Here is a 25,237-nt window from a genome sequence, read left to right on the forward strand (position 1 = left end):
AACTGCCCGCAACATCAGATTGCGACCTGTTCGCCCAGCTCGACGACGCGGTTCGGCGGCAGCTTGAAATAGGCGGACGGATCGATGCCGAAATCGGCGAGCGCAATATAGAGCTTTTCCTGCCAGCGCGGCAGGCCGGTATTGGGTGTTTCGATCAGGTTTCGGCGACCGAGATAGAAGGAGGTCTGCATGATCTCGAACTTAAAGCCCTTCTTCTTGCAGACGGTCAGTGCCTTGGCGACGTTCGGCTCGTCCATGTAGCCGAAGGTGATGTCGAGGCGGATGAAACGCTTCGACAGCCTCGTCATCTCGACCCGTTCCTGGGCCGGAACGTAGGGTTTGTCCTGGGTCCAGATCGTCAGGATGACGTTCTGTTCGTGGAGGACATGGTTGTGCTTGAGGTTATGCAGCAGCACCGCCGGGGTACGGTCAGGCACGCTGGTGAGGAAAATCGCGGTACCCGGCACGGTTACCGGTGCGCTTGACGATTCCCGCTCGATCGAGCTTTCGATCGAGGTGATGAAGGTATCGAGCGGTATGTCGTTCTTGGCGGTCTTTTCCTTCAGGTATTTCGAGCCCTTGGTCCAAGTCCACATGGTCAGCATGATGACCAGCGCCAGCATCACCGGCACCCACCCGCCATCGTGTATCTTCAAGAGGTTGGCCGCAAGGAAAATCGCCTCGATGACAAACAGCGGTGCGAGGAGTATCGCCGCGGTGATCGCGCGGTATCCCCAGACTGCGCGAAGGAACTGGAAGGCCATCAGCGTCGTCACAACCATCGCTCCGGTGACCGAGATGCCGTAGGCGGTGGCCAGCGATTCGGAATCGCCGAAGGTGAAGATCAGGACGATGACACCGATGAACAGGACCATGTTGACGGCGGGAACATAGATCTGCCCGGTATTGGTTTCCGACGTGAACTTGATCGCAAGGCGTGGCAGGAAGCCGAGATGCACGGCCTGACGGGAGAGCGAGAAGGCTCCGGTGATGACCGCCTGGCTGGCGATGATCGTCGCCATCGTGGCCAGGATCACCATCGGTAGCAGCGCCCATTCCGGGTAAAGCAGATAGAAGGGGTTGGAGATTGTCGACGGATCGGCAAGAACGAGCGCGCCTTGGCCGAGGTAATTCAGGCCAAGCGCCGGGAACACCAGAATGAACCATGCGACACTGATCGGCTTGCGGCCGAAATGTCCGAGGTCGGCGTAAAGCGCTTCGGCACCGGTCACAGTCAGGAAGACCGCGCCGAGCACGATCAGGCCGGCCCAGCCCGCATGGGTGATGAACCACAGTGCGTTGACCGGATTGAGTGCCTCGAGGATCCTCCAGTCATCGCTTATATGAATGAGGCCGCCCCAAGCCATGGCAAGAAACCAGATGACCGTGATCGGGCCGAAGAACTTTGCCACGGCCTCGGTGCCCTTGGACTGAACCATGAAAAGACAGACCATGATGGCGGCGGAAAGCGGCAGGATATAGTCCGAGAAGGCCGGCGTCACGAGTTTCATGCCTTCGAGCGCCGACATGACCGACAGGGCCGGCGTGATCATCGCATCGCCGATGAACAGCGCCGAACCGATCAGGCCCGCAAAGAAAAGCACAGGCATATAGCTGCCTGTCTTTTTCATCAGAAGCGCCAGAAGCGAAAGCGTGCCGCCTTCGCCGTCATTGTCGGCGCGCAGCAGAAAGAGGACATATTTGAAGGTGACGATGATCGTCAGCGTCCAGACCATCAACGAAATGAGGCCGATGATATGTTCCGGCTGTGCGCCGCCATTGGCCGCAAACGGGCGCAGTGCCTCACGGAAGGCATAAAGCGGACTGGTGCCGATGTCGCCATATACGACCCCAATCGACCCAAGCAGCAGCACAAGAAATTTGCGGGTTTCCGAAGATGTATCGGAAGCGGCGGCATGCGATGCGGTCATAAGGTCTCCAGGCGCGCGGCCAAGGTTTGTCTCTGCCGCGGAATATGGGGTACCGCCGCGAGCATGGCAAATGCATGCATATAAGACTTTGATGTCATAGTCTCGCTCCCGGCATCGAAATCCTATGCGCTTGGAGCGATGGTGGTTCCTGCAAAAACAGGAGCAACAGCATGACACCCTTCCATCGCGCAAGGCGGCAAACTTTCACACCCCTGCTGACGCCGTTTTCTGATGGCCGAATCGATGTCCGGGCATTCGAGGCCGCAATCGACCGGCAGATCGTCGCCGGCGTCGATGGTGTTGTGGTCGGCGACCCGATCGGCGAGGGACCCAGCCTGAGCCAAGACGAGCGGGATGAGCTGCTGAAAGCCTGTATTGCCAGAGGCAGCCAGCATCTGACCGTCATCGCTGCCACCGGCACCAATTGTACGGCCGAGACGATCGAACGGTGCCGCCGTGCCCAAGATCTGGGCGCGGATGCGCTGCTGGTGACGGTGCCCTATTATTCGAAGCCTATGCCGAAGGGGGTTCTCAATCACTTTCATGAAGTCGCCGCTGCGGCCAGCATTCCCGTTATCGTCGATGACGATCCGGGCAGGACCGCCAGAGATTATGGGTCAGCCTTGCTCGAAAGGATCGCCAGTCTCGATATCATCATCGGCATCTGTCACGGCATGGATCGCCTTTCTCATTTTGCGGGGCTGTCCGCGCTCATGAAGGACCGCTTTCTGCATCTTTCGAGGGATGATCGCGCGATTTTGCAATTCTTGGACATGGGCGGACACGGCGCCATATCGCCGCTCGCCAACGTTATCCCGTCGCCAGTGCAAACTCTTATTGCCATGTCCGAACGCTCCAGTGCTTCGAATTCGCTTGAAAGGGCAGTCGATGCTGCCGCGATAGCTCTCGGGCGCGACGAGGTCGTTGCGGTGAAAGAGGCGCAGTCCTTCATTCACCAGTCCCTGGCCGATGTCCGGCTGCCGCTGGTGGCGGCGGAACCGGAAACGGTTATCCGTGTGCGGCAAGCCTTTGCACCCTTTGCGAGGTGCGGGCTCAGCATGCGGCGCGTTGCATGAAGCGGTTCATGGCTGTGTCGCCCGCCGATAAATAGTTCGTGGGTTCTATGCTCGTCGATTGCAATGTGCTGCTTTTTTAGCGAAACTTGATGCAGCATTTGCTGGGAGGAGCCCATGCACCAGAATCCACTGCATGCGGACGCGGTTTACGCTTCGGCCCAGTCCGTTGCCGCCAGTTCCCCTGTCGTCGCGTCGTGGCGACGCTGCATGGTCATGCATCACCTTGCGCCGGAGCAGAACCGCGTACCTGAGCGACTTAGCGAGAGCGAGTTCCGTCAGACCCGGCAGGCATCCGATCGATTGATCGCGGAGGCGCGCGAGGAGCTCGATCGGCTGTTCTCGACAGTCGGCAAGTCCGGTTGCTGCCTGCTGCTGACCGATCGCAATGGCGTGGCTCTGGAACGCCGCGGCGCGATGGGTGACGACAGGGCCTTTCATGATCTCGGCCTGTGGACGGCTGCGATCTGGACCGAAGCCAGCATCGGAACCAACGGCATCGGCACTGCGCTTGCAGATGAACGTGCCGTTTCGATCTTTCGCGACCAGCATTTCTTCTCTTCCAATACCGGGCTGAGTTGTACCACCGCGCCGATCCGCGACCATCGCGGCGAAGTGGCGGCGGCGCTCGACATTTCCACATGCCGGGACGACGTCAATGAAATGGTGCTGTCCATCCTTGCGCAGACGGTGCGTGACGCTGCGCTGAGAATCGAGCTCAATCTGTTCCGTTCCGCATTTCCGGGTGCGCGTTTCCTGATCGTGCCGCAGGCAGCGCACGCCGCGGCAGCACTTCTGGCGGTTGATCGCAACGATCTGGTGATCGGTGCGACCCGCGCGGCACGTCTGGCGCTGGGCCTCGACGATATGCGTATCGCCGCGGGCATTCCGGCATCCGATGCGCTTGATGAGAGCATGCCTGATGACCGTCAGGATCTGGTCGCGGCAGAGCGGGCAGCGCTCATGCGTGCCTTGTCGCGCGCCAATGGCAATGTCTCGCAGGCGGCGATCGCCCTTGGCATGAGCCGGGCGACGCTTCATCGCAAGATGAACCGGTTCGGCCTGCATTGAGATAAATCAACTTCTTTTGCGGTGCCGCATCGTTCGCGGCCCTCCACTGTAGCAAGGGTGCGACAGTGTGCACCGCCATATGGTCGCGGCCTGCTTTTCGTCAGGAGCAACCCGCCGCACATTCCCTTCCGAACCGGTCGTGAACCGGGAGCAGATACATCATGGGAGGATGACATGCTGCACCAGAAAATCGTCGAATCGCCGTTCAAGCTGAGATACGGCAACTTTATCGGCGGCGAGTGGAAAGAGCCGATCTCGGGCAAGTATTTCGACAACATCACGCCGGTCACCGGCGGCAAGATCTGCGAAATCCCCCGTTCGGACGAAAAGGATATCAACGCCGCGCTCGATGCTGCCCATGCGGCCAAGGACAAATGGGGGCGGACCGCACCGGCCGAACGCTCCAATATCCTGATGAAGATCGCCCAGCGGATGGAGGACAAGCTGGAGGTTCTCGCCCAGGCCGAAACCTGGGACAACGGCAAGCCGATCCGCGAAACGATGGCGGCCGACATTCCTTTGGCCATCGACCATTTCCGCTATTTCGCCTCGTGCATTCGCGCCCAGGAAGGCTCGATCGGCGAGATCGACAATGACACCGTCGCCTATCATTTCCATGAACCGCTCGGCGTCGTCGGGCAGATCATTCCGTGGAATTTCCCGATCCTGATGGCCGCCTGGAAGCTGGCACCGGCATTGGCCGCCGGCAATTGCGTGGTTATCAAGCCGGCCGAGCAGACGCCCGCTTCGCTGCTGGTCTGGGCCGAGATCATCGGCGATCTTCTGCCTCCGGGCGTGCTGAACATCGTCAACGGCTTCGGGCTGGAAGCCGGCAAGCCGCTGGCGTCGAGCCCGCGCATCGCCAAGATCGCCTTTACCGGCGAAACCACGACCGGCCGGCTGATCATGCAATATGCAAGCCAGAACCTCATTCCGGTGACGCTGGAACTTGGCGGCAAGTCGCCGAACATCTTCTTTGCCGACGTGCTCAACGAAGACGACGACTTCTTCGACAAGGCGCTTGAAGGGTTTGCGATGTTCGCGCTCAACCAGGGCGAGGTCTGCACATGCCCGAGCCGTGCGTTGGTGCATGAGAGCATCTACGACCGGTTCATGGAACGGGCGGTCAAGCGTGTCGAGGCGATTGTGCAGGGCAATCCGCTCGACGCATCGACGATGATCGGTGCGCAGGCGTCCACGGAGCAGATGGAGAAGATCCTCTCCTATCTCGATATCGGCAAGCAGGAAGGCGCGGAAGTGCTGACCGGCGGTACGCGCAACGATCTCGGCGGTGAACTGGCCGACGGTTATTACATCAAGCCGACCATCTTTGCCGGCCATAACAAGATGCGGGTGTTCCAGGAGGAAATCTTCGGGCCGGTCGTGTCGGTTGCCAAGTTCAAGACCGATGCGGAAGCGCTCGAAATCGCCAATGACACGCTTTACGGCCTCGGCGCCGGTGTGTGGACGCGTGACGGCAACCGCGCCTATCGCTTCGGCCGGGAAATCCAGGCCGGTCGCGTGTGGACCAATTGCTACCATGCCTATCCGGCGCATGCGGCGTTTGGCGGCTACAAGCAGTCGGGCATTGGTCGCGAAACGCACAAGATGATGCTCGACCATTACCAGCAGACCAAGAACATGCTGGTGAGCTACAGCCCGAAGAAGCTCGGCTTCTTCTGATATCAGATGCGGGCCGGGCAGGGGCAACGCTCCTGCCCGGTTTTTTCGTCGGTCACGCCGCTGGCAATCGTCTTGAAAGGATTATGCGATAGAAAGTCAGTATTGCGGCAATCGAGATCTTGCGTGATGTCGAATGAAAATGAGCCTCTCGTCGAAATGCTGTTCCGCAACGGGACTTTGACCGTCGTCGGGATCATCCTTTCATTCTCTCTCACGTTTCTCAGTCAGTGGGCCCAAAATCCGGTGCCTTGGACATTGATCGACCTGCCGACCATGCTGTTTCTATCGGCCGGCATTATCACGCAGGGCAGTTCCCTGGTGGTCTTTTTGCGTCACGATTCACTGCAGCGACGTGTCTATGACAAGGCCAGCAGGATGTTTCTCTATGGTCTGGCGATGACCGTATCGGGTGTGTTCCTCGCCATTCTGATCGACTTCATCCAGCTCGTCGCCTGAGCTTAACAATTTACGTTCTTGGAGGAGCAGCCATGGACACTACCGTCAACGGCGAACCGCGTGTCACCGCTACCGATGCGGCTTTGAACCTGATCGCGGAAATCAAACAGGACTATCCCGAGATCCTCTTCCACCAGTCCGGCGGCTGTTGCGACGGGTCTTCGCCGATGTGTTATCCGACGGATGATTTCATCGTCGGCGATCATGACGTGAAACTCGGCGAGATCGGTGGCGTGCCGGTCTATATCAGCGGCAGCCAGTTCGAGGTGTGGAAACATACGCAGCTGATCATCGACGTCGTGCCGGGCCGGGGCGGCATGTTCTCGCTGGACAACGGACGGGAAAAACGCTTCCTCACCCGCTCGCGCATTTTCGGTGGTGGAGAGGCGTGCGCCATTCCGCAGGTTAGCGGATAGCAGTCTGATAGCTTTTGTCTATCGAGTCATCCGAACAGGCGGCTTGATGTGCTCTTGACGATCATCAATAGCATTCGTCATGACTGTATCATTTATCGGCAAGAAGTCCTCTGCCGCAGGTGGCTGGGGAGCATTGAAGAGCTGCGGAAAGCGGCTTCTCGAAAGCGGATCGCCGCTTACCGGCGCCCGTACCATGTTGAAGGCGAACCAGTCGGACGGTTTCGATTGTCCAGGCTGCGCCTGGGGTGACCCCGAGCATGGCTCCTCCTTCGAATTCTGCGAAAACGGTGTAAAGGCCGTCTCCTGGGAAGCGACGGAAAAACGCGCCACTCCAGCCTTTTTTGCCGGCAATACGGTATCCGAACTGCGCAAGCTCAGCGATTACAAGCTGGAGCTGAATGGCCGCCTGACCCATCCGATGCGTTATGACAGGGCAAGTGATCGTTACCTGCCCGTTGCCTGGGAAGACGCCTTTGCCGAAATCGGCAGCATGCTCAAAAACCTCGATAGTCCCGATCGGGCGGAGTTCTACACATCCGGCAGGGCCAGCAACGAGGCGGCTTATCTCTACCAGCTGTTTGTCCGTGTCTACGGCACCAACAATTTTCCCGATTGCTCGAACATGTGCCACGAGGCGAGTGGCGTTGCGCTGAAACAAGCGATCGGCGTCGGCAAGGGCACGGTGCTGCTGGAAGATTTCGAAAAGGCGGATGCGATTTTCGTCATCGGCCAGAACCCCGGCACCAACCATCCGCGCATGCTGGGCGATCTTCGCCGGGCAGCGATCCGCGGTGCCGATGTGGTCGTGTTCAACCCAGTCCGTGAAAAGGGTCTCGAGCGGTTTTCCGATCCGCAGGACAAGATCGAGATGTTGCGCGGCAGCTCCACAGAGATTGCCAGCCAGTATTACCAGCCGCGTCTCGGCGGCGACATGGCGGCTGTGCGCGGCATGGCGAAGGCGGTGTTTGCGGCGGAGGATGCAGCGGTCGCCGCGGGCAAAGCCGCTGTTCTCGATCATGATTTCCTCAAAGAGCATTGCGCCGGTCTTGCCGATTATCGCGCCGCCGTCGATCGAACGGGTTGGGCTGAGATCGAGGACCAGTCGGGCCTGAGCCGCGAAGAGATCGAGCGGGCGGCTGATGTCTATATGCGTGCCGATCGGGCGATCTGTACATGGGCGATGGGTGTCACCCAGCATCTGCATTCCGTCGCGACGATCCGCGAGATTACCAATTTCATGCTGTTGCGCGGCAATATCGGCAGGCCCGGTGCCGGCCTTTGCCCGGTGCGTGGCCATTCCAACGTGCAGGGAGACCGCACGGTCGGCATTAACGAAAGACCGCCCGCCGCTTTCCTCGATGCACTGGAAAAACATTTCGGCTTTTCCGCGCCACGCACGGATGGGCATAATGTGATCGCGGCAATCGGCGCTATGCTGGATGGTTCGGCGCAGGCCTTTATCGGGCTCGGCGGCAATTTCGCCCGCGCCACGCCCGATAGCGCCCTGGTCGAAAAGGCGCTTGGCCGGATGAAGCTAACCGTCAATATCGCGACGAAGCCCAACCATTCGCATCTGATGCCGGGCGAAGTCTCCTATATCCTGCCATGCCTCGGGCGAACCGAGATGGATCTCAATTCGGCAGGCAATTCGCAACTCGTGAGCGTCGAGGATTCGATGAGCATGGTGCATGGTTCCGCCGGTATCAACCGCCCGGCCTCACCGCATCTTTTCTCCGAAGTCGCGATCCTTGCCGGTATCGCCGAGGCGACGGTGGGTTCGGGTATTGTCGACTGGGCGGCGCTTGCTGACGATTACGACCGCATTCGCGATCACATCGAGGCGACGATCCCGGGGTTCGAGGATTATAACACCCGCTTGCGCAAGCCGCGGGGCTTCCTTCTGCGCAATACCGCCGCTCATCGCGAATGGAACACTCCGGCGGGCAAGGCATCGTTCTCGGCGACGCCGCTACCGGAAGAGACCGTGCATCAGCGCGCCCGCAAGGGTGGTGGTCGTTTCGCGCTGCAAACCTTCCGTTCGCACGATCAGTACAATACCACGGTCTATGGTCTCGATGACCGTTATCGCGGTGTCTATGGCGAACGGCAGGTGATCTTCATCCATCCCGAAGACCTGCAGGCGATCGGCGCTGCGGCCGGTGACCGGACAGACGTCGTCGGCGACTATGACGACGGAATTTCACGGGTCGCGCCGGATTTCCGTTTTGTGCCCTACGATATCCCGCGCGGCAGCATCGCCGGTTATTATCCCGAGCTCAACGTTCTCGTACCGCTCAGCAGTGCGGGCGATGAAAGCGATACGCCGACATCGAAGTCGATCATGGTATCGTTCCGCAAAAGCGAGGCGGCTTGAACGCAAACGAGGATGATGCCGAGCAGTTTCTGTCGCTTGTCGCCGGAATGCAGGCGAAGGATGCCCGGCTGACGCCGCTTCAGGCGGCGCTGATCGTTGCGGCAGAACGCGGCATCGCACGCGATAGCCGCACGTTTGCCCGGGTCGTCGGCGTTGCCCATGCGCTTGCTTTGAGAGAAGTCAACGCGCTGGTGAAGATGGGCGGTTCGCTCCGTGTCACCAAACGGGAAGCGCGGACCTTGAGGACGCATTATGTCCTGCAAGATGGGACGGCAGGAGACGAGGCTGCTCTTTAGTGGCCATCCGGCTGTGACGCGAGTTGAAATGGTTCCAAAAAAATCTATTAAAATCAATTAATTGACCATCGTTCAAAATTCTCGAACGGATTATGTACGGAATAGTACATACATTTTCTTGCAATTTTGTCGCAGGCGGCGTTATACCGCAGGTGCGGGCATGGATGCCTGTCGCTGGCGCGCGGGGAGGGCGTGGCAAGCGAGTTCTCGAAGTCCTCGAACGGGACGCCTCCGACTAGCCGATTGCATTACATTCGGCCCGCCGCGCGCGTTTCTTCGACAGAAGCACGGTAAGCACATTTGATCCTGTTCCCCGCTCCTGACGGCACTGCTGTGTGCTTGGACTGTCGACACTGTCGAACCCACAACTGGAGCTAGAGACACCCATGGAAACCTCTCGAGGCGCCTTGTCCGCGATAGCCAAGATCTGGCTTTTCGTGCTTGGTGCCGTCCTCGCCCTCGCGGGCTTGTTCTTCGCCATAGCCGGCGGCAAACTCGTTTCTCTCGGCGGAAGCTGGTATTTTGTGCTGGCCGGCATCGCCATCGCCATTGCCGGCGTTCTGACCATCCTGCGCAAGCCTTCCGGCGCGCTTCTTTTCGGCCTTGTGACCATCGCTACAGTCCTGTGGTCGCTTTGGGATGCGGGCCTTGATTTCTGGCCGCTGATTTCGCGCCTGCTGGCTTTCGGTGTCGGTGCCACGGTCATCGCGCTCAGCTTCCCGCTGCTGCGCAAGGCCGCCGGCCGCACGCCGGCCTACCTGCCGTCCTTCGTGGTCGCCGCCGTTCTCGCGGTCGCATCGGCTGCCGGTTTCGCCGGCATGTTCGTGCCGCACCCGACGGTCGCCTTTTCCGGCACGCCTGCTGCACTGACGCCGGTCGATCCGGCCAAGGAGCAGAAGAACTGGGAAGCCTACGGCAATACCAATGGCGGCTCGCGTTTCGCAGCCCTCGACCAGATCACCCGCGACAACGTCAAGGACCTGACGGTTGCCTGGACATATCATACCGGTGACACCCCGATCAGCCCCGGCGGCGGCGGTGCCGAAGACCAGCTGACGCCTCTGCAGGTCGGCGAGCGGGTGTTCCTGTGCACGCCGCATAACAACGTCATCGCGATCGACGCAGATACCGGCAAGGAAATCTGGAAGAACGAGATCAACGCCAAGTCGTCCGTCTGGATGCGCTGCCGCGGTCTCGCCTATTTCGACGCCGCCGCACCGCTCGCGCAGCCGACAATCGACGGTTCGACGCCCGTGACCCCGGTAACGGTTGCCGAAGGTGCGCTGTGCCAGCGTCGCATCATCATGAACACGATCACCGCCGAGCTGATTGCGCTGGATGCCGATACCGGCGCATTCTGCACGGATTTCGGCGTCAATGGCCGCGTCGACCTGAAGGTCGGCCTCGGCGTCGCCGCCGATCCGCAATACGTGCTCACGGCAGCCCCGACGGTGGCTGGCACGACGATCATCATCGGCGGCCGTATCGCCGACAACGTCCAGGTGGATATGCCGGGCGGCGTCATGCGCGGCTTCGACGTGGTTACCGGCCAGCTGCGCTGGGCCTTCGACCCGGGCAACCCGACGGTCAACACCGCACCGCCGGAAGGCAAGACCTATACACGTTCGACACCGAACGTCTGGGCCGGCACCTCCTATGATGCGGCATCGAACACCGTGTTCCTGCCGGTCGGCAGCCCCTCGGTCGACCTTTATGGTGCGACCCGCACCGAACTCGACCACAAATACGGCGCGTCCATGCTGGCGCTCGATGCCACCACCGGCCGTGAAAAGTGGGTCTACCAGACGGTCCACAACGACCTCTGGGACTTCGATGTGCCGATGCAGCCCTCCTTCGTCGATTTCAAGAAGAAGGATGGGACAACGGTTCCTGCTCTGACCTTCGGCACCAAGGCCGGCCAGATCTGGGTTCTCGACCGTGCCACCGGCCAGCCGCTGACGGACGTCGCCGAAGTTCCGGTCGTTCCGGGCAAGATCCCCAACGAGCCCTATTCCCCGACGCAGAAGCTGTCGGTCGGCATGCCGCAGATCGGCGCCCAGACGCTGACCGAAAGCGACATGTGGGGTGCGACCCCGTTCGACCAGCTGTTGTGCCGCATCGCCTTCAAGGGCATGCGTTATGACGGCGTCTATACGGTTCCGGGTACGGATCTGGCGCTCAACTTCCCGGGTTCGCTGGGCGGCATGAACTGGGGCGGCCTCTCCACCGATCCGACGACGAATACCATTTTCGTCAACGACATGCGCCTCGGCCTGTGGATCCAGATGAAGGAAGCCGCACCGACCACCGCCGTCGCAAGCGGTTCGGAAGCCACCAACACCGTCATGGGCCTCGTGCCGATGAAGGGCACGCCCTATGCGGTCGATAAGAACCGTTTCCTGTCGGCGCTTGGCATTCCCTGCCAGGAACCACCTTACGGTTCTCTGACGGCAATCGACATGGATAGCCAGAAGATCAAGTGGCAGGTTCCGCTCGGCACCGTTCAGGATACCGGTCCGTTCGGCATCAAGATGGGTCTTCCGATCCCCATCGGCATGCCGACCATCGGCGGTTCGCTTGCCACCCAGGGCGGCCTGGTCTTCTTCGCAGCCACCCAGGATTATTATCTGCGCGCCTTCGATAGCGCGACGGGCAAAGAAATCTGGAAGGCTCGTATGCCGGTTGGCAGCCAGGGCACGCCGATGACCTACAAGTCGCCGAAGACCGGCAAGCAGTATGTCGTCATCTCGGCCGGTGGTGCTCGCCAGTCGCCCGATCGCGGCGACTACGTGATCGCCTACGCTCTGCCGGACTGAGCGATATAATCTCTGACGAAATCGGGCCGCGGCATGGATCATGCCGCGGCCTTTTCCGTTCGTAAGCTTCAGGCTTTGCCACAGCTCAGTCGGGCTGGGGGCTTTACAGCGGCTCAATCACGACTAGGTTGGTAGCGAAATCGGGCGCCATGGGGTGGCGACCGGCTTACCGAAATTAAGCAGGAGTTGACCCTTGACCTATGACGTCGCTGTAGTCGGTTCCGGTTTTTCTGCCATCGCCCTGACGATCAATCTCCTACGCCAGCTCGGCCCGGAGCGGTCGATCGCCATCATCGGCGACGATCCCGGCTTCGGTCGCGGTACGGCCTATCGCAGCGAGTTCTATCTTCACAGGCTGAACGTGCCGGCGGCACGGATGAGCGCCTTTCCGGACCAGCCCGACGACTTTCTCAACTGGCTGAAGGAAAAAGGGCGCAAGCCGATCGGTGATTATTTTGCTGCGCGCGGAGACTATGGGCTCTACCTGCGCGACCGGCTTGCTTCGCTGATCCGAAAGCGCGACGACCGGGTAGCTGTGGATTTCATCAAGGCCAAGGCGACGGCCTGTATGATGCCCGGCGAGGCGGATGTCGAATTCCATCTCGACAACGACACGGTGTTGCGCGCCAAACATGTCGCGCTCTGCCTCGGCGTCGGCAATGCGGAAATGCCGATCGCATCCGATCTCGTCCCGCAGAAGATGCAGCATCGTATCATCCAGAACCCATGGAGGCTCGGCTGGCTCTCGTCGATCAAGCCGGATGATGACATCTGCATCCTCGGCTCCGGTTTGACGATGATCGATCAGGTCCTGTCGCTGCGCTCTCACGGGCATCGCGGCAAGATCCATGTCATCTCGCGGCGCGGGCTGATCCCGCACGCTCATGCCACGATCAAGCCGGAGCCGGTTGAACCTCGTCTGCCTGCGGAAAGCCGCGAGATCAGCGAGATCCTTGCCGGTTTCCGCTCCCAGGTGCGCGAAGGCGCGGACTGGCGCGGGCTGATGGATGGGTTGCGACACCGCACGCAATATCTCTGGCAGGAACTCAACGACGCGCAGCGGTCGCGCTTCATGCGGCATGCGCTTGCCTGGTGGAACATCCACCGCCATCGGCTGGCGCCGCCGGTCTGGTCGCGTTTCAGGCCGCTGATTGAGGACGGTACGGTCACTGTTCATGCGGGTTTCATCCGCGAGATCAGGGAGGCCGACGGCCGGATCGGCATCCGGTTCCGCAAACGCGGTACACCCGAGACGCACGAGATCGCCGTCGACTGGATCGTCAACTGCACCGGCATGGAGCGCGCCGGCATTGCCCATTCGCCGCTTTTGCAGCAGATGTGCGAGACATCCGTGATCGGCATGGACAGGCTGGGTCTCGGCGTCAGCGTCGATGCCCGGTCACGCATCTGCTGCCCGGATGGAACGGTGCGGCAGAGGCTTTACGCCGTTGGTGCCCTGACCGCCGGCCAGTTCTGGGAAATCACCGCCGTGCCGGATATTCGCAACCAGGCGAAACAGGTGGCGGAAGAGATTGCGGGTGAACTGACGGGCGGTGCCGAGTTAGGGCATCGACAGAGCGCTTAAGGGTGTTTGGCGGGCACGCATCTCTCAACCCTCATCAAGTCAGTTGCGTCTCGTATTCTTTTAGCCTCGCATTTGCGATGACGACGATGCGTCGCATGATGGCGTTGATTGCGAGGCGCTTCGGCTTTCCGGCTGCGACGAGCCGTCGGTAGCCGTCTGCCAGGGGGCTCGTTCCGCGGATTGCCGTGAGGGCGGCGGTGAAGAGCACCGGCCTGATCTGTCGTCTTCCGCCCGAGGTGACTCGATGGCGCTGCATTGCGCCGCTATCGCGCGGATGAGGCGCGCAACCGGAAAGGCCGGCAGCCTTGCGGCGATCGATATGGCCAAGCTCGGGCATGGTGGCGATCAGCATGGCGGAAACGACGGGACCAATGCAGGGAACCGATTGCAGAATGGTTCTGCGTTGCGCCATCTGCGGGCTTTTGGCGATCAGCAGGTCGATCTGCCTTTCTGTCTCCACAATGCGCCGGTCGAGATCTCGGACATGGCTTTTGATCTGAGTTGCAATCGGCCTGTTGCGAGGGGCTGCCAGCCTATTGGTTTCCTGCACCCGCATGGCCACGAGATCGGCGCGACGGGCGACAAGCAGTTTGACCATGCTTTGCGTCTTTTCCGGCAGTTGCCAACGGCAAAGCCTGGTGCCGCGATCAAGTGCGTAATGGGCCAGGAAGCGCGCATCGATCGGATCGGTCTTGGCTCTGGTGCCGAAGGAGCGGATGAAGGCCTTGACCTTGGCAGCATCGGCCCGGTGGGTGGGAATGGCGAGGGCGGCAAGGACGCTCAGCAGCATGTCCTCGTATCCGCCGGATGCTTCACAGACGGCCAGCACATCGCAGCAGCCTGCATAGGGTTCAAGCGCCTTTCGAAGGGCCGCTGGTGTATTTTCGACGGTGCTTGTCTGATGGCTTCGGCTGTCGAAGATGGTGACGGTCCGGCAGGAGACGTCACAGCCGAGGGCGAACTGGATTTTATCGGCATTCGGGGTCATGATGGTGCTCCATGCTTAGCATTGTCTGCGGGCGCGGCGAAAGCCGGCCCTTTCAAGTCAACAAGCGATGCGAAGCTGGTGCGGCAGCGGCCCACCATGAGGCCGGTCGGAAAGACCTATTCCTGTCCGGGCGCGCCACCGCATGATCCCCGGGAAGGCCATCCCGGGGATCATCCAGGCTTCGGCAGCAGTAAAGCACATTTCTCGATAGACAATTCCTGTGCCCGTCACAGGAATCCAGCCAGCCCAAGTCCTTGGGCTGAAAAAGACCCTTTTCGACGCGCAGACGCACGTTTGCTGGATTCCTGTCACAAGGACAGGAATGGGGGAGTTCTTGTCTACGTCCGCGGCTTCAAATTTTCCGGGTCATACAGCGGTTTGTATCCGACCGCCGCGACTTCCACCGGGAAATCCTCGTTGAAATAATTGACCAGCAGCTTGCGGCCGACCTGGGCGAAATCGTGCGGCAGATAGGCCAGCGCGATGTTCTTGCCAATCGTCGGCCCGTAGGCGACAGAGGTCGTGTAGGAGATGCGGCCCAACTCATCGACCAGCGTCTTGCCGGTCTCCGGGTCCATCACCGGCATGGAGCCGACCGGGTAACGCTTGACGCCTGATGCATCGGTGTTGTCGGTCATGACCAGGGTGCAGAGCATGGCCGGCTGGTGTTCCCGCGCCTTGTATTCCAGATGCTTGGCCTTGCCGCGGAAATCGGCTTCCTTGACCTTCGGACGGGCCAGATCGGCTTCGATCAGGTTGTACTGGGTCAGAAGATCGCCGTTCTGCAGGCGCAGCGACTTTTCCATGCGGCGGGAATTGGCATAGGTCTCGACGCCGAAGGCCATGACGCCGGTTGCCCGCAGCGCATCCCAGACGGCAAGGCCGTCCTCGTATGTCATATGCAGTTCCCAGCCCTGTTCGCCGACATAGGAAATGCGGAAGGCGGTGACCGGCTTGCCGGCGATCTCGATCGGCTTGATCGCCGCGAAGGCAAAGTTCTCGATGTCGAGGCCGGCTGGATCGGCCACGACCTTTTTCAGCGTCTCGCGGGCGTTCGGCCCCCAGATGCCGATGGTGATGAACTTTTCCGAGACGTCGGTGATGGTGACGTCAAGGCCTTTGTCCTCGGCAATGCGCTTCATGTAGTGGAAGTCGCGCGGGCCGGCATCTGCGCCGTTGACCAGACGACCACGGTCTGCCAGCCGGAAGACGGTGAAGTCGGCGCGGACCATGCCCTCGTCGTCGAGGAAGTGGGTGTAGATGCCCTTGCCAATATTGGCGTCGCCGCCGATCTTGGCCGCACACAGCCATTCGAGCAGCTCGACATGGTCGGGGCCTTCGATATCGACCATATGGAAATGCGACAGGTTGACGATGCCGCAATCCTCGCTCATCGCCAGATGTTCGGCATTGGAGACACGCCAGAAATGGCGGTTGTCCCATTCGTTCTCGCGCACCGGCACCTGGTCTGCGTATTTTTCGAGGAGATGTTCGTTGGCGGCGTAGCCATGGGCACGTTCCCAGCCGCCAAGTTCCATGAAGTAACCGCCGAGTTCCTTTTCGCGCTCATGGAAAGGCGAGCGTTTGGCGCCACGACCGGTCGCATAGGGTTCGCGCGGGTGGACGGCCGGGAAGTAGATCTTCTGCGCTGCCTCATAGGTGCGGCCCTCAATGAATTCCTCGGTCAGCTGGTGTGGGTAGAAGCGGGAATAATCGATCGAGTTATGATCGACCTCGGTGCGGCCGTCGGTTATCCAGTCGGCGATCAGCTTGCCGTATCCGGGGCCGTCCTTGACCCAGATGGCGACGCAATACCAGAGGCCGCGTACCTTCTGGCTTTCGCCGCAGGAGGCGCCGCCGGCGGCGGAGACCTGCAGTAGGCCGTTAAAGGAATGGCCTTCGTTATAACCCAGCTCGCCGAGGATCGGCGTCAGTTCCATCGCACGCTCGAGCGGCGTCAGGATCTGTTCCATGTCGAGATCGCGCTGCGAGGGCGACAGGCGAGCCTCATGTTTTTCGAGAATGTCGCGCGGGTGGCAGAGGCGCGGATTGTCTGTCTCGTAATACCCCCATTCGATCTGGCCGCCCTCGGTCGTGTTCGGGTCGCCGGTGTCGCGCATATAGGCGGAATTGCCCTGGTCGCGCAGCAGCGGGTAACCGATCTCCTTGCCGGTGCCTTCGAATTCATTGTACGGCCCGAAGAAGGTGAGCGGGTGATCGACCGGCATGACGGGCAGGTCTTCGCCGACCATTTCGGCGATCAGGCGGCCCCAGATGCCGGCGCAGACGATGACATGATCGGCCATGATCGTGCCGCGATGGGTGACGACACCCTTGATGCGGCCGTTCTCGACGATCAGCGACTGGGCCGCCGTATTGCCGAAGACCGCAAGCTTGCCGGCCTTTTCGGCGGCGTCGACCAACTTGCCGGCAACCGTTTGGCTGCGGGGAATGACGAGGCCGGCATCGGGATCGAACAGGCCGCCCTGAACCTGATCCTCCTCGATCAGCGGGAATTTCTCCTTGATCTCGGCAGGAGAGACGTAATGGGCGCGGGTGCCGAAAGCCTTGGCGGACGTCAGCTTGCGCTTGATCTCTTCCATCCACAGGTCGTCGCCGGTGCGGGCGACTTCCAGGCCGCCGATGCGCGCGTAGTGGCCCATCTTCTCGTAGAAGTCGATCGAATACTGGGTGGTCCAGACCGACAGGTAATCGTGGCTGGTCGTATAGCAGAAATCCGAGGCATGGGCGGTCGAGCCGATATCGGTCGGGATGCCGGACTTGTCGATGCCGACGATGTCGTCCCAGCCGCGCTCCACCAGATGGTGGGCGATGGAGGCACCGACGATGCCGCCCAGACCGATGATGACCACTTTTGCCTTGGTTGGAAATTCTGCCATTGCCGTCTCCTGAATATGCGGGGGAGATTAGCGACAGTTCGCGGCCCAGCCCAGTCGATATACGACACGAAGAGCCAATCATCACGTCATGATATGACGCTTACTCCATCCCGCTCAGACACCATCGTCGGGAATATTCAGGAGATGACCGCAGGCCTTGCAGTGGACGGCGTCGGTATCATGCCGCTGAAGCCCGCATTCGGGGCAGGCAAAGCGCACCTTGTGTGGCCGCACGATTGCCTGGGCCAGCCTCACGAACAGCGAAATGCCGATGATCATGGTGAAGACGGAGGTCAGCTTGCCGAGTGTGCCGGGAAGCGTGATGTCGCCGAAACCGGTCGTTGTGATGGTCGCCACGGTGAAATAGAGCGCATCGACGAAACCTTCGCCGCCATCGCGATTGTAGAAAAAAGTCGTGTAGACGAAGCCCGTGACCATGAAGAGGAAAACGACGAAGTTCAGGCTGGCGCGGGTGACATCTTCCAGATGCAGGCAGCCGAAACGGCGCATCAGCTCCCTCAGCAGCGGGCTTCGGCCGATCGCCCATATGCGCATGACGCGCAGAAAGGCGAAATTGAACAGCGTATCGGGAAACAGCAGGGTGGCCAGAATGACGAGGTCGACCCAGGTCATCGGGTTTTTCAGGAAACGACCGAGCGACGGTGCGGCAAGCGAACGGGCTATCAGTTCGGCACCGACCCAGACGGCTATCATGTAATCGATAATGAGATAGGACGGCCCGTCCCGCAGATAGGGGCCGAGCAGAAAGAAGGCGAGGATGCAGATGTCGATAAAGGCGAGCAGCCCCTGCCAGCGCAAGGCCCAGGTATCGCGGCCCTTGGCTATGCGGCGGATGGTTTCCCGCAGCGGGTTGATGTCGAAACGGGATGTGCCTGGGGTGTCTTGAGAATCCATGCTGCGTAGATATTGGACCGTGCCCGGAGGTCAAGCGCACCTGCGTTGCCCAAGATCAAGATTGACCTTGAAAAACGATGTGTTTGTCGTGCTTAATCGGGGCAGGACGCAATGGTCTGGAGGAGACTGGAGCGTCCGGGAGGCCGAATGTCATCACCAAACCTTATCGAAGGTTGATCCCGCATGGCCTATAAAACGACGATCGAGCAGACTGTCTTTCGCTTCGATGACCTGAAGACGCTGCTTGCAAAGGCGACGCCGGAACGCTCCGGCGACCAGTTGGCGGGCATAGCAGCGGAAGGCCCGGTCGAACGGCTGGCGGCGCAGATGGCGCTTGCCGATCTGCCGTTGAAGGCATTTCTCGGCGAGGAACTGATTTCTTCCGACGATGACGAGGTTTCCCGGCTGATCGCGGAGCGGCATGATCCGGCGGCCTTCTCCGCGGTGTCGTCGCTCACCGTCGGCGAATTCCGTGAGTGGTTGCTCAAGCCCGAGACGACCCATGACCGGCTGGAGGCCGTAACCTGGGGCCTGACGCCGGAAATGGTTGCGGCCGTGTCGAAGATCATGCGGCTGCAGGACATGATTGCGGTGTCGGCCAAGCGCCGCGTTGTGACACGCTTTCGCAACACGATCGGGCTCGCCGGGCGGCTGTCCACCCGCAACCAGCCCAACCACCCGACCGACGACAGTCGCGGCATCATCGCATCGGCGATCGACGGGCTGCTGATGGGATCGGGCGATGCGGTGATCGGCGTCAACCCGGCGACCGATGCGGTCGAGGACTATGTGCGGATCGTCTCGCTTCTCGACGAGCTGCGCGACAAGCTCGCAATCCCGACACAGACCTGCTGCCTCGGCCACGTGACGACCGCGATCCAGGCGATCGAAAGGGGCGCGCCCGTCGATCTCGTGTTCCAGTCGGTGGCAGGATCCCAGAAGGCCAATCACGGTTTCGGCGTCGATCTGGCGCTTCTGAAAGAGGCGCATGAGGCTGGGCGGTCGCTCAAGCGCGGCATGCCGGGCGCCAATGTGATGTATTTCGAGACGGGGCAGGGGGCGGCGCTTTCGGCGGATGCGCATTTCGGTGTCGATCAGCAGACGATGGAAGTGCGCGCCTACGCGGTTGCCCGCGAGTTCGATCCGTTGCTGGTCAATACCGTGGTCGGCTTTATCGGGCCGGAATACCTGTTCAACGGCAAGCAGATCATCCGTGCCGGCATCGAGGATCATTTTTGCGGCAAGCTGCTCGGCCTGCCGATGGGCGTAGACGTCTGTTATACGAACCACGCGGATGCTGACCAGGAAGACATGGATACGCTGCTGACGCTGCTCTGTGCGGCCGGCGTCAATTTCGTCATCACCGTGCCCGGCGCCGACGACATCATGCTGAACTACCAGTCACTGTCGCATCACGACGCCGTCTATTGCCGTGAGACGCTGAAACGGCCACCGGCGCCCGAATTCGAGCAATGGCTTGCGGAGATCGGGCTGACGGATCGCGACGGCGCGCTGATCGGTGAGCCAGCCGCGCTGTCCAGTTATGTCCGCAGCAGCAATCTGATCGGGGCCTGACATGGCAAAGGTGATCGAACCCGCCGCCGCCGAACAGGTGCTGGACCTCAAGGACATGACTGATGCGCGTGTCTCGCTCGGTCGTCATGGTGCGGGCCTTCCGACACGGGCGCAGCTGTCCTTCCTGCTCGATCACGCGCGCGCGCGCGAGGCGGTCTGGACCAGCGTCGATCGGGCCGCGCTCACCGACCGGCTCAACGGTCTCGGTCTTTCGGTGGTGAGCATCGACAGCATGGCGGGTGATCGCAGCATCTATGTGAGGCGGCCGGATCTCGGTCGTCTGCTTTCGGCGGAATCGACCGACCGGTTGAAGCAGACGGGAGCGGGCAAGGGCTATGATGTGGCGATCGTCGTGGCGGACGGATTGTCGTCCAGCGCGGTGGAGCTTAATGCCGTGCCTTTGATCGAAGCGCTTGTTCCGAAACTGACTGCCCTTAACCTTTCGGCGGCACCGATCGCGCTGGCAAACCAGGCACGGGTTGCGCTCGGTGATCCGGCTGGCCATGCGCTCGGTGCGAAGCTGACGATCGTACTTGTCGGTGAACGGCCGGGCCTTTCCGCCGCCGATAGTCTCGGGGCTTACATCACCTATGGTCCTAAGCCGGGAAATCCGGATTCCGGCCGCAACTGCGTCTCCAATATCCGCGATGGCGGGTTGCCGCTCGGGCAAGCCGCGGAGATCATCAGCGGGCTTGTCAGGGACATGATGAAGACACGCGTCAGCGGCGTGGCGTTGAAGGCTGCCGTGGCAAAGCTACCGTCCTCAACCGTGTAACGGATCGCATCAGGCAGTCAGTGGCACAGCTTCTTCCTCGTCTACAGCGAGCGGCAGCCTGACCTCAACGATCGCGCCCGTTCCATCAGTCCGGTCGCGGATCGAGATCGTGCCGCTATGCGCCATCATGATGGACCGGCACATGGCAAGACCAAGGCCCATGCCGTTGGTCTTGGTCGTGTTGAACGGCTTGAACAGGGTTTCGGGCGCAATGGCGCCCAATCCCGCACCACTATCGATAAAGCGTATGACGATGCCGTCGTCTGTGAGATTGCTCTGGATCGTCAGCGTGCGGGCCTCCGCCGTTTCCATCGCATGTATGGCGTTGATGATGATGTTCAGGAAAGCCTGTTGCAGCAGCACCCGGTCGCCATGGACTGTTCCGGATGGAGCCATCAGCGAAAGGCTCACCTGCACGCCGTCGGCTGCAAGTTCCTTCTGCTTTAGCTGCACGGCATCGGCAATCGCGGCGTCGACCGTTACCTCTGCGGTTTCCGATTTCGACTTGCCGAGCAGCATGCGGACGCGTTTGACGACCTGGGCTGCATGTTCGGTTGCGACCACTGCGTCCTGCAGTGCCGCCTTGGCCTCGTCAATATCGGGCGGCGTGCGGTTCAGCCAGCGTGTGCCGGCCTGAACGAAGGTCATGATCGCAGAGAGCGGCTGGTTGACCTCATGGGCAATGGAGGCCGAAATTTCGCCGATCATCGCGGCGCGGGATGCCTGTTCCAGTTCCTGACGCGAGGCTTCCAGAGCCTCCTGAAACTGGTAGCGCTCGGTCATATCGACGACACTCGCCTGTATGCGGTCGAGGCCCGAACCGTCTCTTGGAAAGCTCAATGCAACAAGGATCGAGATCAGGCGACCGTCGCGGCTGCGCACAACCGTTTCCGACTGGAATTCGGTCTGTCCCTCAAAAATTCCGGCGAGGAAATGCGAAAAACCGCCATCGGTGTCTGGAAGAAAGTCGTCGAGCGTGCGGAAGAACCCGTCCTTGGTTGGAACGCCCATCAGTTTCAGCGCGGTCTGGTTGACGTCGGTGATCCGCACCGCCTGGCGCATGTTTATGACAAAGTCGGGATTGTCCGCCAGATACTGGCGTATATCGATGATGCCGCGTTCATGCAGCTTGTCGAGTTCGGCTTTGACCACGCGAAAGTCGTTCTCCCAGATCGCGATGGCGAGCGTTTCGAAGATCGTCCGGTAGCGATGCTCGCTTTCCTTCAGGGCCGCTTCGTCGCCGACGCGTCGCAGAAGAAGAAGCGTCGTCACGATATTGGCGGCAAGGCTGAACAGCAGGCGCAATGTCGCCTGGGATTCCAGATCCTGCCCGTGGGAGGTCGCGAAGCTGATAAGGGTGAGGACGGCGCAGACTGCAGAGGTGGCCCGGATTATGCGTTTGCTGCCAAGATCACCGGCAAGCACGATAACCAGCACGTAGAGCACAGCGACTGCGCTTGCCAATGTCGTGAACGTATCGATGGTGAAGATGGTCAGCCCGGAGGCAATGCCGAAAGCCACGCGATATCGATGGCCGCCTGCAGGACCGGAGCGGTGTTTGAAGCGCCCCATCCAGTTGGTCGTTTCGCTCTGCAAGTCCCGTCCCCTCGGTCGATCGTCCGCGCCCTGATCGCGATTGCCCCATTCTTCCGACAGACTATCGGAGATTTCTGTGCTATGCTTCTCTGAAATAATCCTGAATTGTCGAAAATTACGCAACCGGCTCGTTTGGGTTGCCGTCGAAAAGCAGACTGCAATGCTTGTGCAGATGGATTTGTCCAAGCCGCGCGCAGGGCAGGGCGATATTGTCGCATCATTGGAACGCAAATGCCGTAACCTCATTTCTTGAAGCGACGGCTTGGGTTTTCACAGCAAGATTGGAGACGTGACATGACGAACAAGCGTCAAGACGTGGACGACGTGCTGCGTGACGGTCTTGAAAGTCTTCCCGAACCGCTCGATCTCGTCATCGCGAGAGCGCCTGTTGCGCGTGTCGAGACCGACGAGGATCTCGACGAGGCGCTGCGTGAGACGTTTCCCGCAAGCGACCCGCCGGCATCGTTCAGAACTGCGTAATTTGAATCTCAATGAAGGATATGATCATGGAACAGTCCGCCAAATCTCGCCGCTCGGCAGATCTCAAGACCCCGACAGGTCTCAGTGCCGAAGCAACCAAGGACATTTCCGGTGGCGCCAATGCGCTGCTGGCCGATGTCTTTGCACTTTACCTGAAGACCAAGAATTTCCACTGGCACATGTCCGGCGCGAATTTCCGCGACTTCCACCTGATGCTCGACGACCATGGCGACGAGCTTCTGGCCATGACTGACCCGCTGGCCGAACGCGTGCGCAAGATCGGCGGCAACACGCTGCGCTCGATCGGCGACATTTCCCGCAAGCAGCGCATCGAGGATAACGACGCCGAGTTCGTTCATCCGCACGAAATGCTGGCGGAACTGCGTGACGACAATGGCGCGCTCGTCGCCAGCATGCGCGAGTTGCACGACGTCTGTGACGAACATAGCGATGTCGCTACCGCCAGCCTGCTGGAAAACTGGATCGACGAGACGGAAAAGCGCGTCTGGTTCCTCTTCGAAATCCTGCGCGACACCAACAAGTAACATGCTCTTCGCCGGCATCCGTATTGCGGATGCCGGCTTTTGTTTGATACATTTTGCTATGCCTGGTTGATATCCTGACGGGGAGTTTTGCATGCCCGATCTTCCTGTCGATCCGACCGACCCGTGGATACGCCCGGCACAAACCTTCCCCTTGCTGACCGACGACATGATCGAGCGAATCCGTCCCTACGGAACGGAGGAGCTTGTCGGGGAAGACACTTATGTCTTCCGTCGCGGCGATCATTCGATCGATTTCCTTCTGGTTCTCGATGGCGAATTGCAGATGTTCGCCGACGATCCGATCAAGGGCCGGCATCATCTCTACAGCTACACACGAGGCCAGTTCAGTGGTGAGCAGAACATGTTCACCCATCGCAGCATTCTGCTCTCCGGTCTCTGCCTTGCCGGTTCGCGGGTGATCCGGGTCTGCAACGAGAAATTCCGTGCGCTGATCACCGGGGAACCGGATATCGGCGAGACGATCATCCGCTCCTACATTCTTCGCCGGGCCGGTTTCGTGCGGCATGCGACGGGCGGCGGCATCCTTGTCGGACACAAGGAAGGCGGCGAGCTGCTCGGCATCCAGCGCTTTCTCATCCGCAATCTCTATCCCGTGACGATCATGGGAGTGAACGATCCGGAAGCGCCGGACGTGATGCAGAGGTTCGGGCTTGATGCCGATGACCTGCCGGCTTTGATCACGCCGGATCATGGCGTTCTCAAGCGTCCGACGAACGAAATTCTGGCCGACGAACTGGGACTTTTCGAACCGCCGGAAGATGATGCGGTGTATGACGTGGTGGTGCTTGGAGCGGGGCCCGCCGGGCTTGCGTCGGCCGTCTATGCCGCATCGGAAGGGCTGAAGACGCTGGTGGTCGAGACCATGGCGCCGGGCGGTCAGGCTGGCACCTCATCGAAGATCGAAAACTATCTCGGTTTTCCGACCGGCATTTCCGGGCTGGCGCTTGCCGGCCGGGCGCATATCCAGGCGCAGAAGTTTGGCGCACGCCTTTGCGTCTCGCGCAGTGCGGCCTCACTCGATTGCTCGGAGGCGCCTTATGTCATCGGCTTGAGCGATGGCCGTTCGGTCAGCACGAAAACCGTCGTCGTCGCGACTGGCGCACGCTATCGCAAGCTCGATGTTCCCAACTATGCGCGCTTCGAAGGCCGTGGCATCCAGTATGCGGCAACGGCTATGGAAGGGCAGGTCTGCTCCGGCCAGGAGGTCGTCATCGTCGGCGGCGGCAATTCCGCCGGGCAGGCCGCCGTCTTCCTGTCGCGAACCGCGCGCCACGTTCATATGCTGGTTCGCAGCAAGATCTCCGCGACGATGTCGGACTATCTCGTGCAGCGGATTAAGAGTTCGCCGCATATCACGCTTTGCGAAGGATGCGAGATTACCGAGCTTGACGGCGGTCAGAACCTCGAGACCGTGGCCTGGGTCGATCGCTCGACCGGACAGGCCTCCCGCTGCGATGCCTCCAACCTGTTCGTGATGATCGGGGCGGAGCCGAATACCGATTGGCTTGACGGCTGTCTGGAGCTCGACCGTCACGGTTTCGTCTGCACCGGGCTTTCCTCCGACGACATGACACGGCATCCCTATGCCGCCAGCAAACCGGGCGTGTTTGCGGTCGGCGACGTTCGGGCCGGTTCGGTCAAACGCGTGGCCTCGGCCGTTGGCGAGGGATCGGTCGTGGTTGCCGCGATCCATCAGTATCTTGCAGTGGTGCATTGATCTTAGTCGACGTGCCGTTTCCCC

General features: G+C 60.6%; 19 protein-coding genes. 14 read left to right on the forward strand and 5 right to left on the reverse strand.

Annotation, left to right across the window (positions count from 1 at the left end; translation table 11 throughout):
• Positions 1 to 14: 14 nt before the first annotated feature.
• The gene (locus tag FHP24_RS22405) at positions 15 to 1,931 is read right to left on the reverse strand and encodes a potassium transporter Kup (protein WP_139678462.1); all 1,917 of its coding nucleotides are present in this window, start codon (positions 1,929 to 1,931) and stop codon (positions 15 to 17) included.
• Between the two features lie 170 nt (positions 1,932 to 2,101).
• Here FHP24_RS22405 and FHP24_RS22410 point away from each other — a divergent pair, with 170 nt between their 5' ends.
• The 9 genes from FHP24_RS22410 (at position 2,102) to FHP24_RS22450 (ending at position 13,701) form a co-directional block, all read left to right on the forward strand.
• Positions 2,102 to 3,007: a dihydrodipicolinate synthase family protein gene (locus tag FHP24_RS22410; protein WP_139678463.1), complete on the forward strand. Its 906-nt coding sequence runs from the start codon at positions 2,102 to 2,104 to the stop codon at positions 3,005 to 3,007.
• 114 nt (positions 3,008 to 3,121) lie between these two features.
• Complete coding sequence (locus FHP24_RS22415) at positions 3,122 to 4,075, forward strand: helix-turn-helix domain-containing protein (RefSeq protein ID WP_139678464.1); 954 nt, start codon at positions 3,122 to 3,124, stop codon at positions 4,073 to 4,075.
• 174 nt (positions 4,076 to 4,249) lie between these two features.
• On the forward strand, positions 4,250 to 5,758 hold the full coding sequence (gene adh, locus FHP24_RS22420) for an aldehyde dehydrogenase (protein WP_139678465.1): 1,509 nt from the start codon (positions 4,250 to 4,252) through the stop codon (positions 5,756 to 5,758).
• Between the two features lie 126 nt (positions 5,759 to 5,884).
• The gene (locus FHP24_RS22425; RefSeq protein WP_139678466.1) at positions 5,885 to 6,214 is read left to right on the forward strand and encodes a hypothetical protein; all 330 of its coding nucleotides are present in this window, start codon (positions 5,885 to 5,887) and stop codon (positions 6,212 to 6,214) included.
• A gap of 32 nt (positions 6,215 to 6,246) precedes the next feature.
• A complete protein-coding gene (locus FHP24_RS22430; protein WP_139678467.1) occupies positions 6,247 to 6,630 on the forward strand; it encodes a DUF779 domain-containing protein in 384 nt (127 codons plus the stop codon).
• A 79-nt stretch (positions 6,631 to 6,709) separates the two neighbouring features.
• A complete protein-coding gene (locus FHP24_RS22435) occupies positions 6,710 to 9,004 on the forward strand; it encodes an FdhF/YdeP family oxidoreductase (protein ID WP_139678468.1) in 2,295 nt (764 codons plus the stop codon).
• Positions 9,001 to 9,300, forward strand: a complete 300-nt coding sequence (locus FHP24_RS22440; RefSeq protein WP_394344658.1) for a hypothetical protein — start codon at positions 9,001 to 9,003, stop codon at positions 9,298 to 9,300. The genes FHP24_RS22435 and FHP24_RS22440 overlap by 4 nt, the downstream gene beginning before the upstream one ends.
• A gap of 386 nt (positions 9,301 to 9,686) precedes the next feature.
• Positions 9,687 to 12,116, forward strand: a complete 2,430-nt coding sequence (locus FHP24_RS22445; RefSeq protein WP_180356093.1) for a glucose/quinate/shikimate family membrane-bound PQQ-dependent dehydrogenase — start codon at positions 9,687 to 9,689, stop codon at positions 12,114 to 12,116.
• 193 nt (positions 12,117 to 12,309) lie between these two features.
• Entirely contained in the window at positions 12,310 to 13,701 is a 1,392-nt protein-coding gene (locus FHP24_RS22450) for an FAD/NAD(P)-binding protein (protein WP_139678469.1), read from the forward strand.
• Positions 13,702 to 13,735: 34 nt separating this feature from the next.
• On the opposite strand, the gene FHP24_RS22455 is transcribed toward FHP24_RS22450, so the two are convergent.
• The 3 genes from FHP24_RS22455 to FHP24_RS22470 all read right to left on the reverse strand — a co-directional run bounded on the left by FHP24_RS22455 (position 13,736) and on the right by FHP24_RS22470 (position 18,504).
• On the reverse strand, positions 13,736 to 14,689 hold the full coding sequence (locus tag FHP24_RS22455) for an IS110 family transposase (RefSeq protein ID WP_139678470.1): 954 nt from the start codon (positions 14,687 to 14,689) through the stop codon (positions 13,736 to 13,738).
• 338 nt (positions 14,690 to 15,027) lie between these two features.
• Positions 15,028 to 17,589, reverse strand: a complete 2,562-nt coding sequence (locus FHP24_RS22465; protein ID WP_139678471.1) for a GcvT family protein — start codon at positions 17,587 to 17,589, stop codon at positions 15,028 to 15,030.
• A 114-nt stretch (positions 17,590 to 17,703) separates the two neighbouring features.
• Complete coding sequence (locus FHP24_RS22470) at positions 17,704 to 18,504, reverse strand: potassium channel family protein (RefSeq protein WP_139678472.1); 801 nt, start codon at positions 18,502 to 18,504, stop codon at positions 17,704 to 17,706.
• Positions 18,505 to 18,687: 183 nt separating this feature from the next.
• On the opposite strand from FHP24_RS22470, the gene FHP24_RS22475 reads away from it, so the two are divergent.
• Complete coding sequence (locus FHP24_RS22475) at positions 18,688 to 20,079, forward strand: ethanolamine ammonia-lyase subunit EutB (RefSeq protein WP_139678473.1); 1,392 nt, start codon at positions 18,688 to 18,690, stop codon at positions 20,077 to 20,079.
• A gap of 1 nt (position 20,080) precedes the next feature.
• A complete protein-coding gene (gene eutC / locus FHP24_RS22480) occupies positions 20,081 to 20,854 on the forward strand; it encodes an ethanolamine ammonia-lyase subunit EutC (RefSeq protein WP_139678474.1) in 774 nt (257 codons plus the stop codon).
• A gap of 9 nt (positions 20,855 to 20,863) precedes the next feature.
• Here eutC and FHP24_RS22485 read toward each other — a convergent pair whose 3' ends face one another.
• Positions 20,864 to 22,450, reverse strand: coding sequence for a PAS domain-containing sensor histidine kinase (locus tag FHP24_RS22485; RefSeq protein WP_180356094.1), 1,587 nt, complete (start codon positions 22,448 to 22,450; stop codon positions 20,864 to 20,866).
• A gap of 294 nt (positions 22,451 to 22,744) precedes the next feature.
• Between FHP24_RS22485 and FHP24_RS22490 the strand changes: the two genes are divergently transcribed.
• From FHP24_RS22490 to FHP24_RS22500, 3 genes are all read left to right on the forward strand, one after another.
• On the forward strand, positions 22,745 to 22,930 hold the full coding sequence (locus tag FHP24_RS22490) for a hypothetical protein (RefSeq protein ID WP_139678476.1): 186 nt from the start codon (positions 22,745 to 22,747) through the stop codon (positions 22,928 to 22,930).
• Between the two features lie 26 nt (positions 22,931 to 22,956).
• A complete protein-coding gene (locus tag FHP24_RS22495) occupies positions 22,957 to 23,475 on the forward strand; it encodes a Dps family protein (RefSeq protein ID WP_139678477.1) in 519 nt (172 codons plus the stop codon).
• A 91-nt stretch (positions 23,476 to 23,566) separates the two neighbouring features.
• Entirely contained in the window at positions 23,567 to 25,213 is a 1,647-nt protein-coding gene (locus FHP24_RS22500; protein ID WP_139678478.1) for a cyclic nucleotide-binding domain-containing thioredoxin-disulfide reductase, read from the forward strand.
• Positions 25,214 to 25,237: the final 24 nt, after the last annotated feature.

This window comes from Aliirhizobium smilacinae, assembly GCF_006335145.1.
In the GTDB taxonomy this organism is placed as follows: domain Bacteria; phylum Pseudomonadota; class Alphaproteobacteria; order Rhizobiales; family Rhizobiaceae; genus Neorhizobium; species Neorhizobium smilacinae.

What these genes read in the sequence shown, in the direction of transcription:
- FHP24_RS22435 (WP_139678468.1), top strand. Translation starts at nt 6,710, where the DNA reads ATGACTGTATCATTTATCGGCAAGAAGTCCTCTGCCGCAGGTGGCTGG.
- FHP24_RS22430 (WP_139678467.1), top strand. Translation starts at nt 6,247, where the DNA reads ATGGACACTACCGTCAACGGCGAACCGCGTGTCACCGCTACCGATGCG.
- FHP24_RS22410 (WP_139678463.1), top strand. Translation starts at nt 2,102, where the DNA reads ATGACACCCTTCCATCGCGCAAGGCGGCAAACTTTCACACCCCTGCTG.
- FHP24_RS22445 (WP_180356093.1), top strand. Translation starts at nt 9,687, where the DNA reads ATGGAAACCTCTCGAGGCGCCTTGTCCGCGATAGCCAAGATCTGGCTT.
- FHP24_RS22455 (WP_139678470.1), bottom strand. Translation starts at nt 14,689, where the DNA reads ATGACCCCGAATGCCGATAAAATCCAGTTCGCCCTCGGCTGTGACGTC.
- FHP24_RS22490 (WP_139678476.1), top strand. Translation starts at nt 22,745, where the DNA reads ATGACGAACAAGCGTCAAGACGTGGACGACGTGCTGCGTGACGGTCTT.
- FHP24_RS22500 (WP_139678478.1), top strand. Translation starts at nt 23,567, where the DNA reads ATGCCCGATCTTCCTGTCGATCCGACCGACCCGTGGATACGCCCGGCA.
- FHP24_RS22405 (WP_139678462.1), bottom strand. Translation starts at nt 1,931, where the DNA reads ATGACCGCATCGCATGCCGCCGCTTCCGATACATCTTCGGAAACCCGC.
- FHP24_RS22415 (WP_139678464.1), top strand. Translation starts at nt 3,122, where the DNA reads ATGCACCAGAATCCACTGCATGCGGACGCGGTTTACGCTTCGGCCCAG.
- FHP24_RS22495 (WP_139678477.1), top strand. Translation starts at nt 22,957, where the DNA reads ATGGAACAGTCCGCCAAATCTCGCCGCTCGGCAGATCTCAAGACCCCG.
- adh (WP_139678465.1), top strand. Translation starts at nt 4,250, where the DNA reads ATGCTGCACCAGAAAATCGTCGAATCGCCGTTCAAGCTGAGATACGGC.
- FHP24_RS22470 (WP_139678472.1), bottom strand. Translation starts at nt 18,504, where the DNA reads ATGGATTCTCAAGACACCCCAGGCACATCCCGTTTCGACATCAACCCG.
- FHP24_RS22475 (WP_139678473.1), top strand. Translation starts at nt 18,688, where the DNA reads ATGGCCTATAAAACGACGATCGAGCAGACTGTCTTTCGCTTCGATGAC.
- eutC (WP_139678474.1), top strand. Translation starts at nt 20,081, where the DNA reads ATGGCAAAGGTGATCGAACCCGCCGCCGCCGAACAGGTGCTGGACCTC.
- FHP24_RS22465 (WP_139678471.1), bottom strand. Translation starts at nt 17,589, where the DNA reads ATGGCAGAATTTCCAACCAAGGCAAAAGTGGTCATCATCGGTCTGGGC.
- FHP24_RS22425 (WP_139678466.1), top strand. Translation starts at nt 5,885, where the DNA reads ATGTCGAATGAAAATGAGCCTCTCGTCGAAATGCTGTTCCGCAACGGG.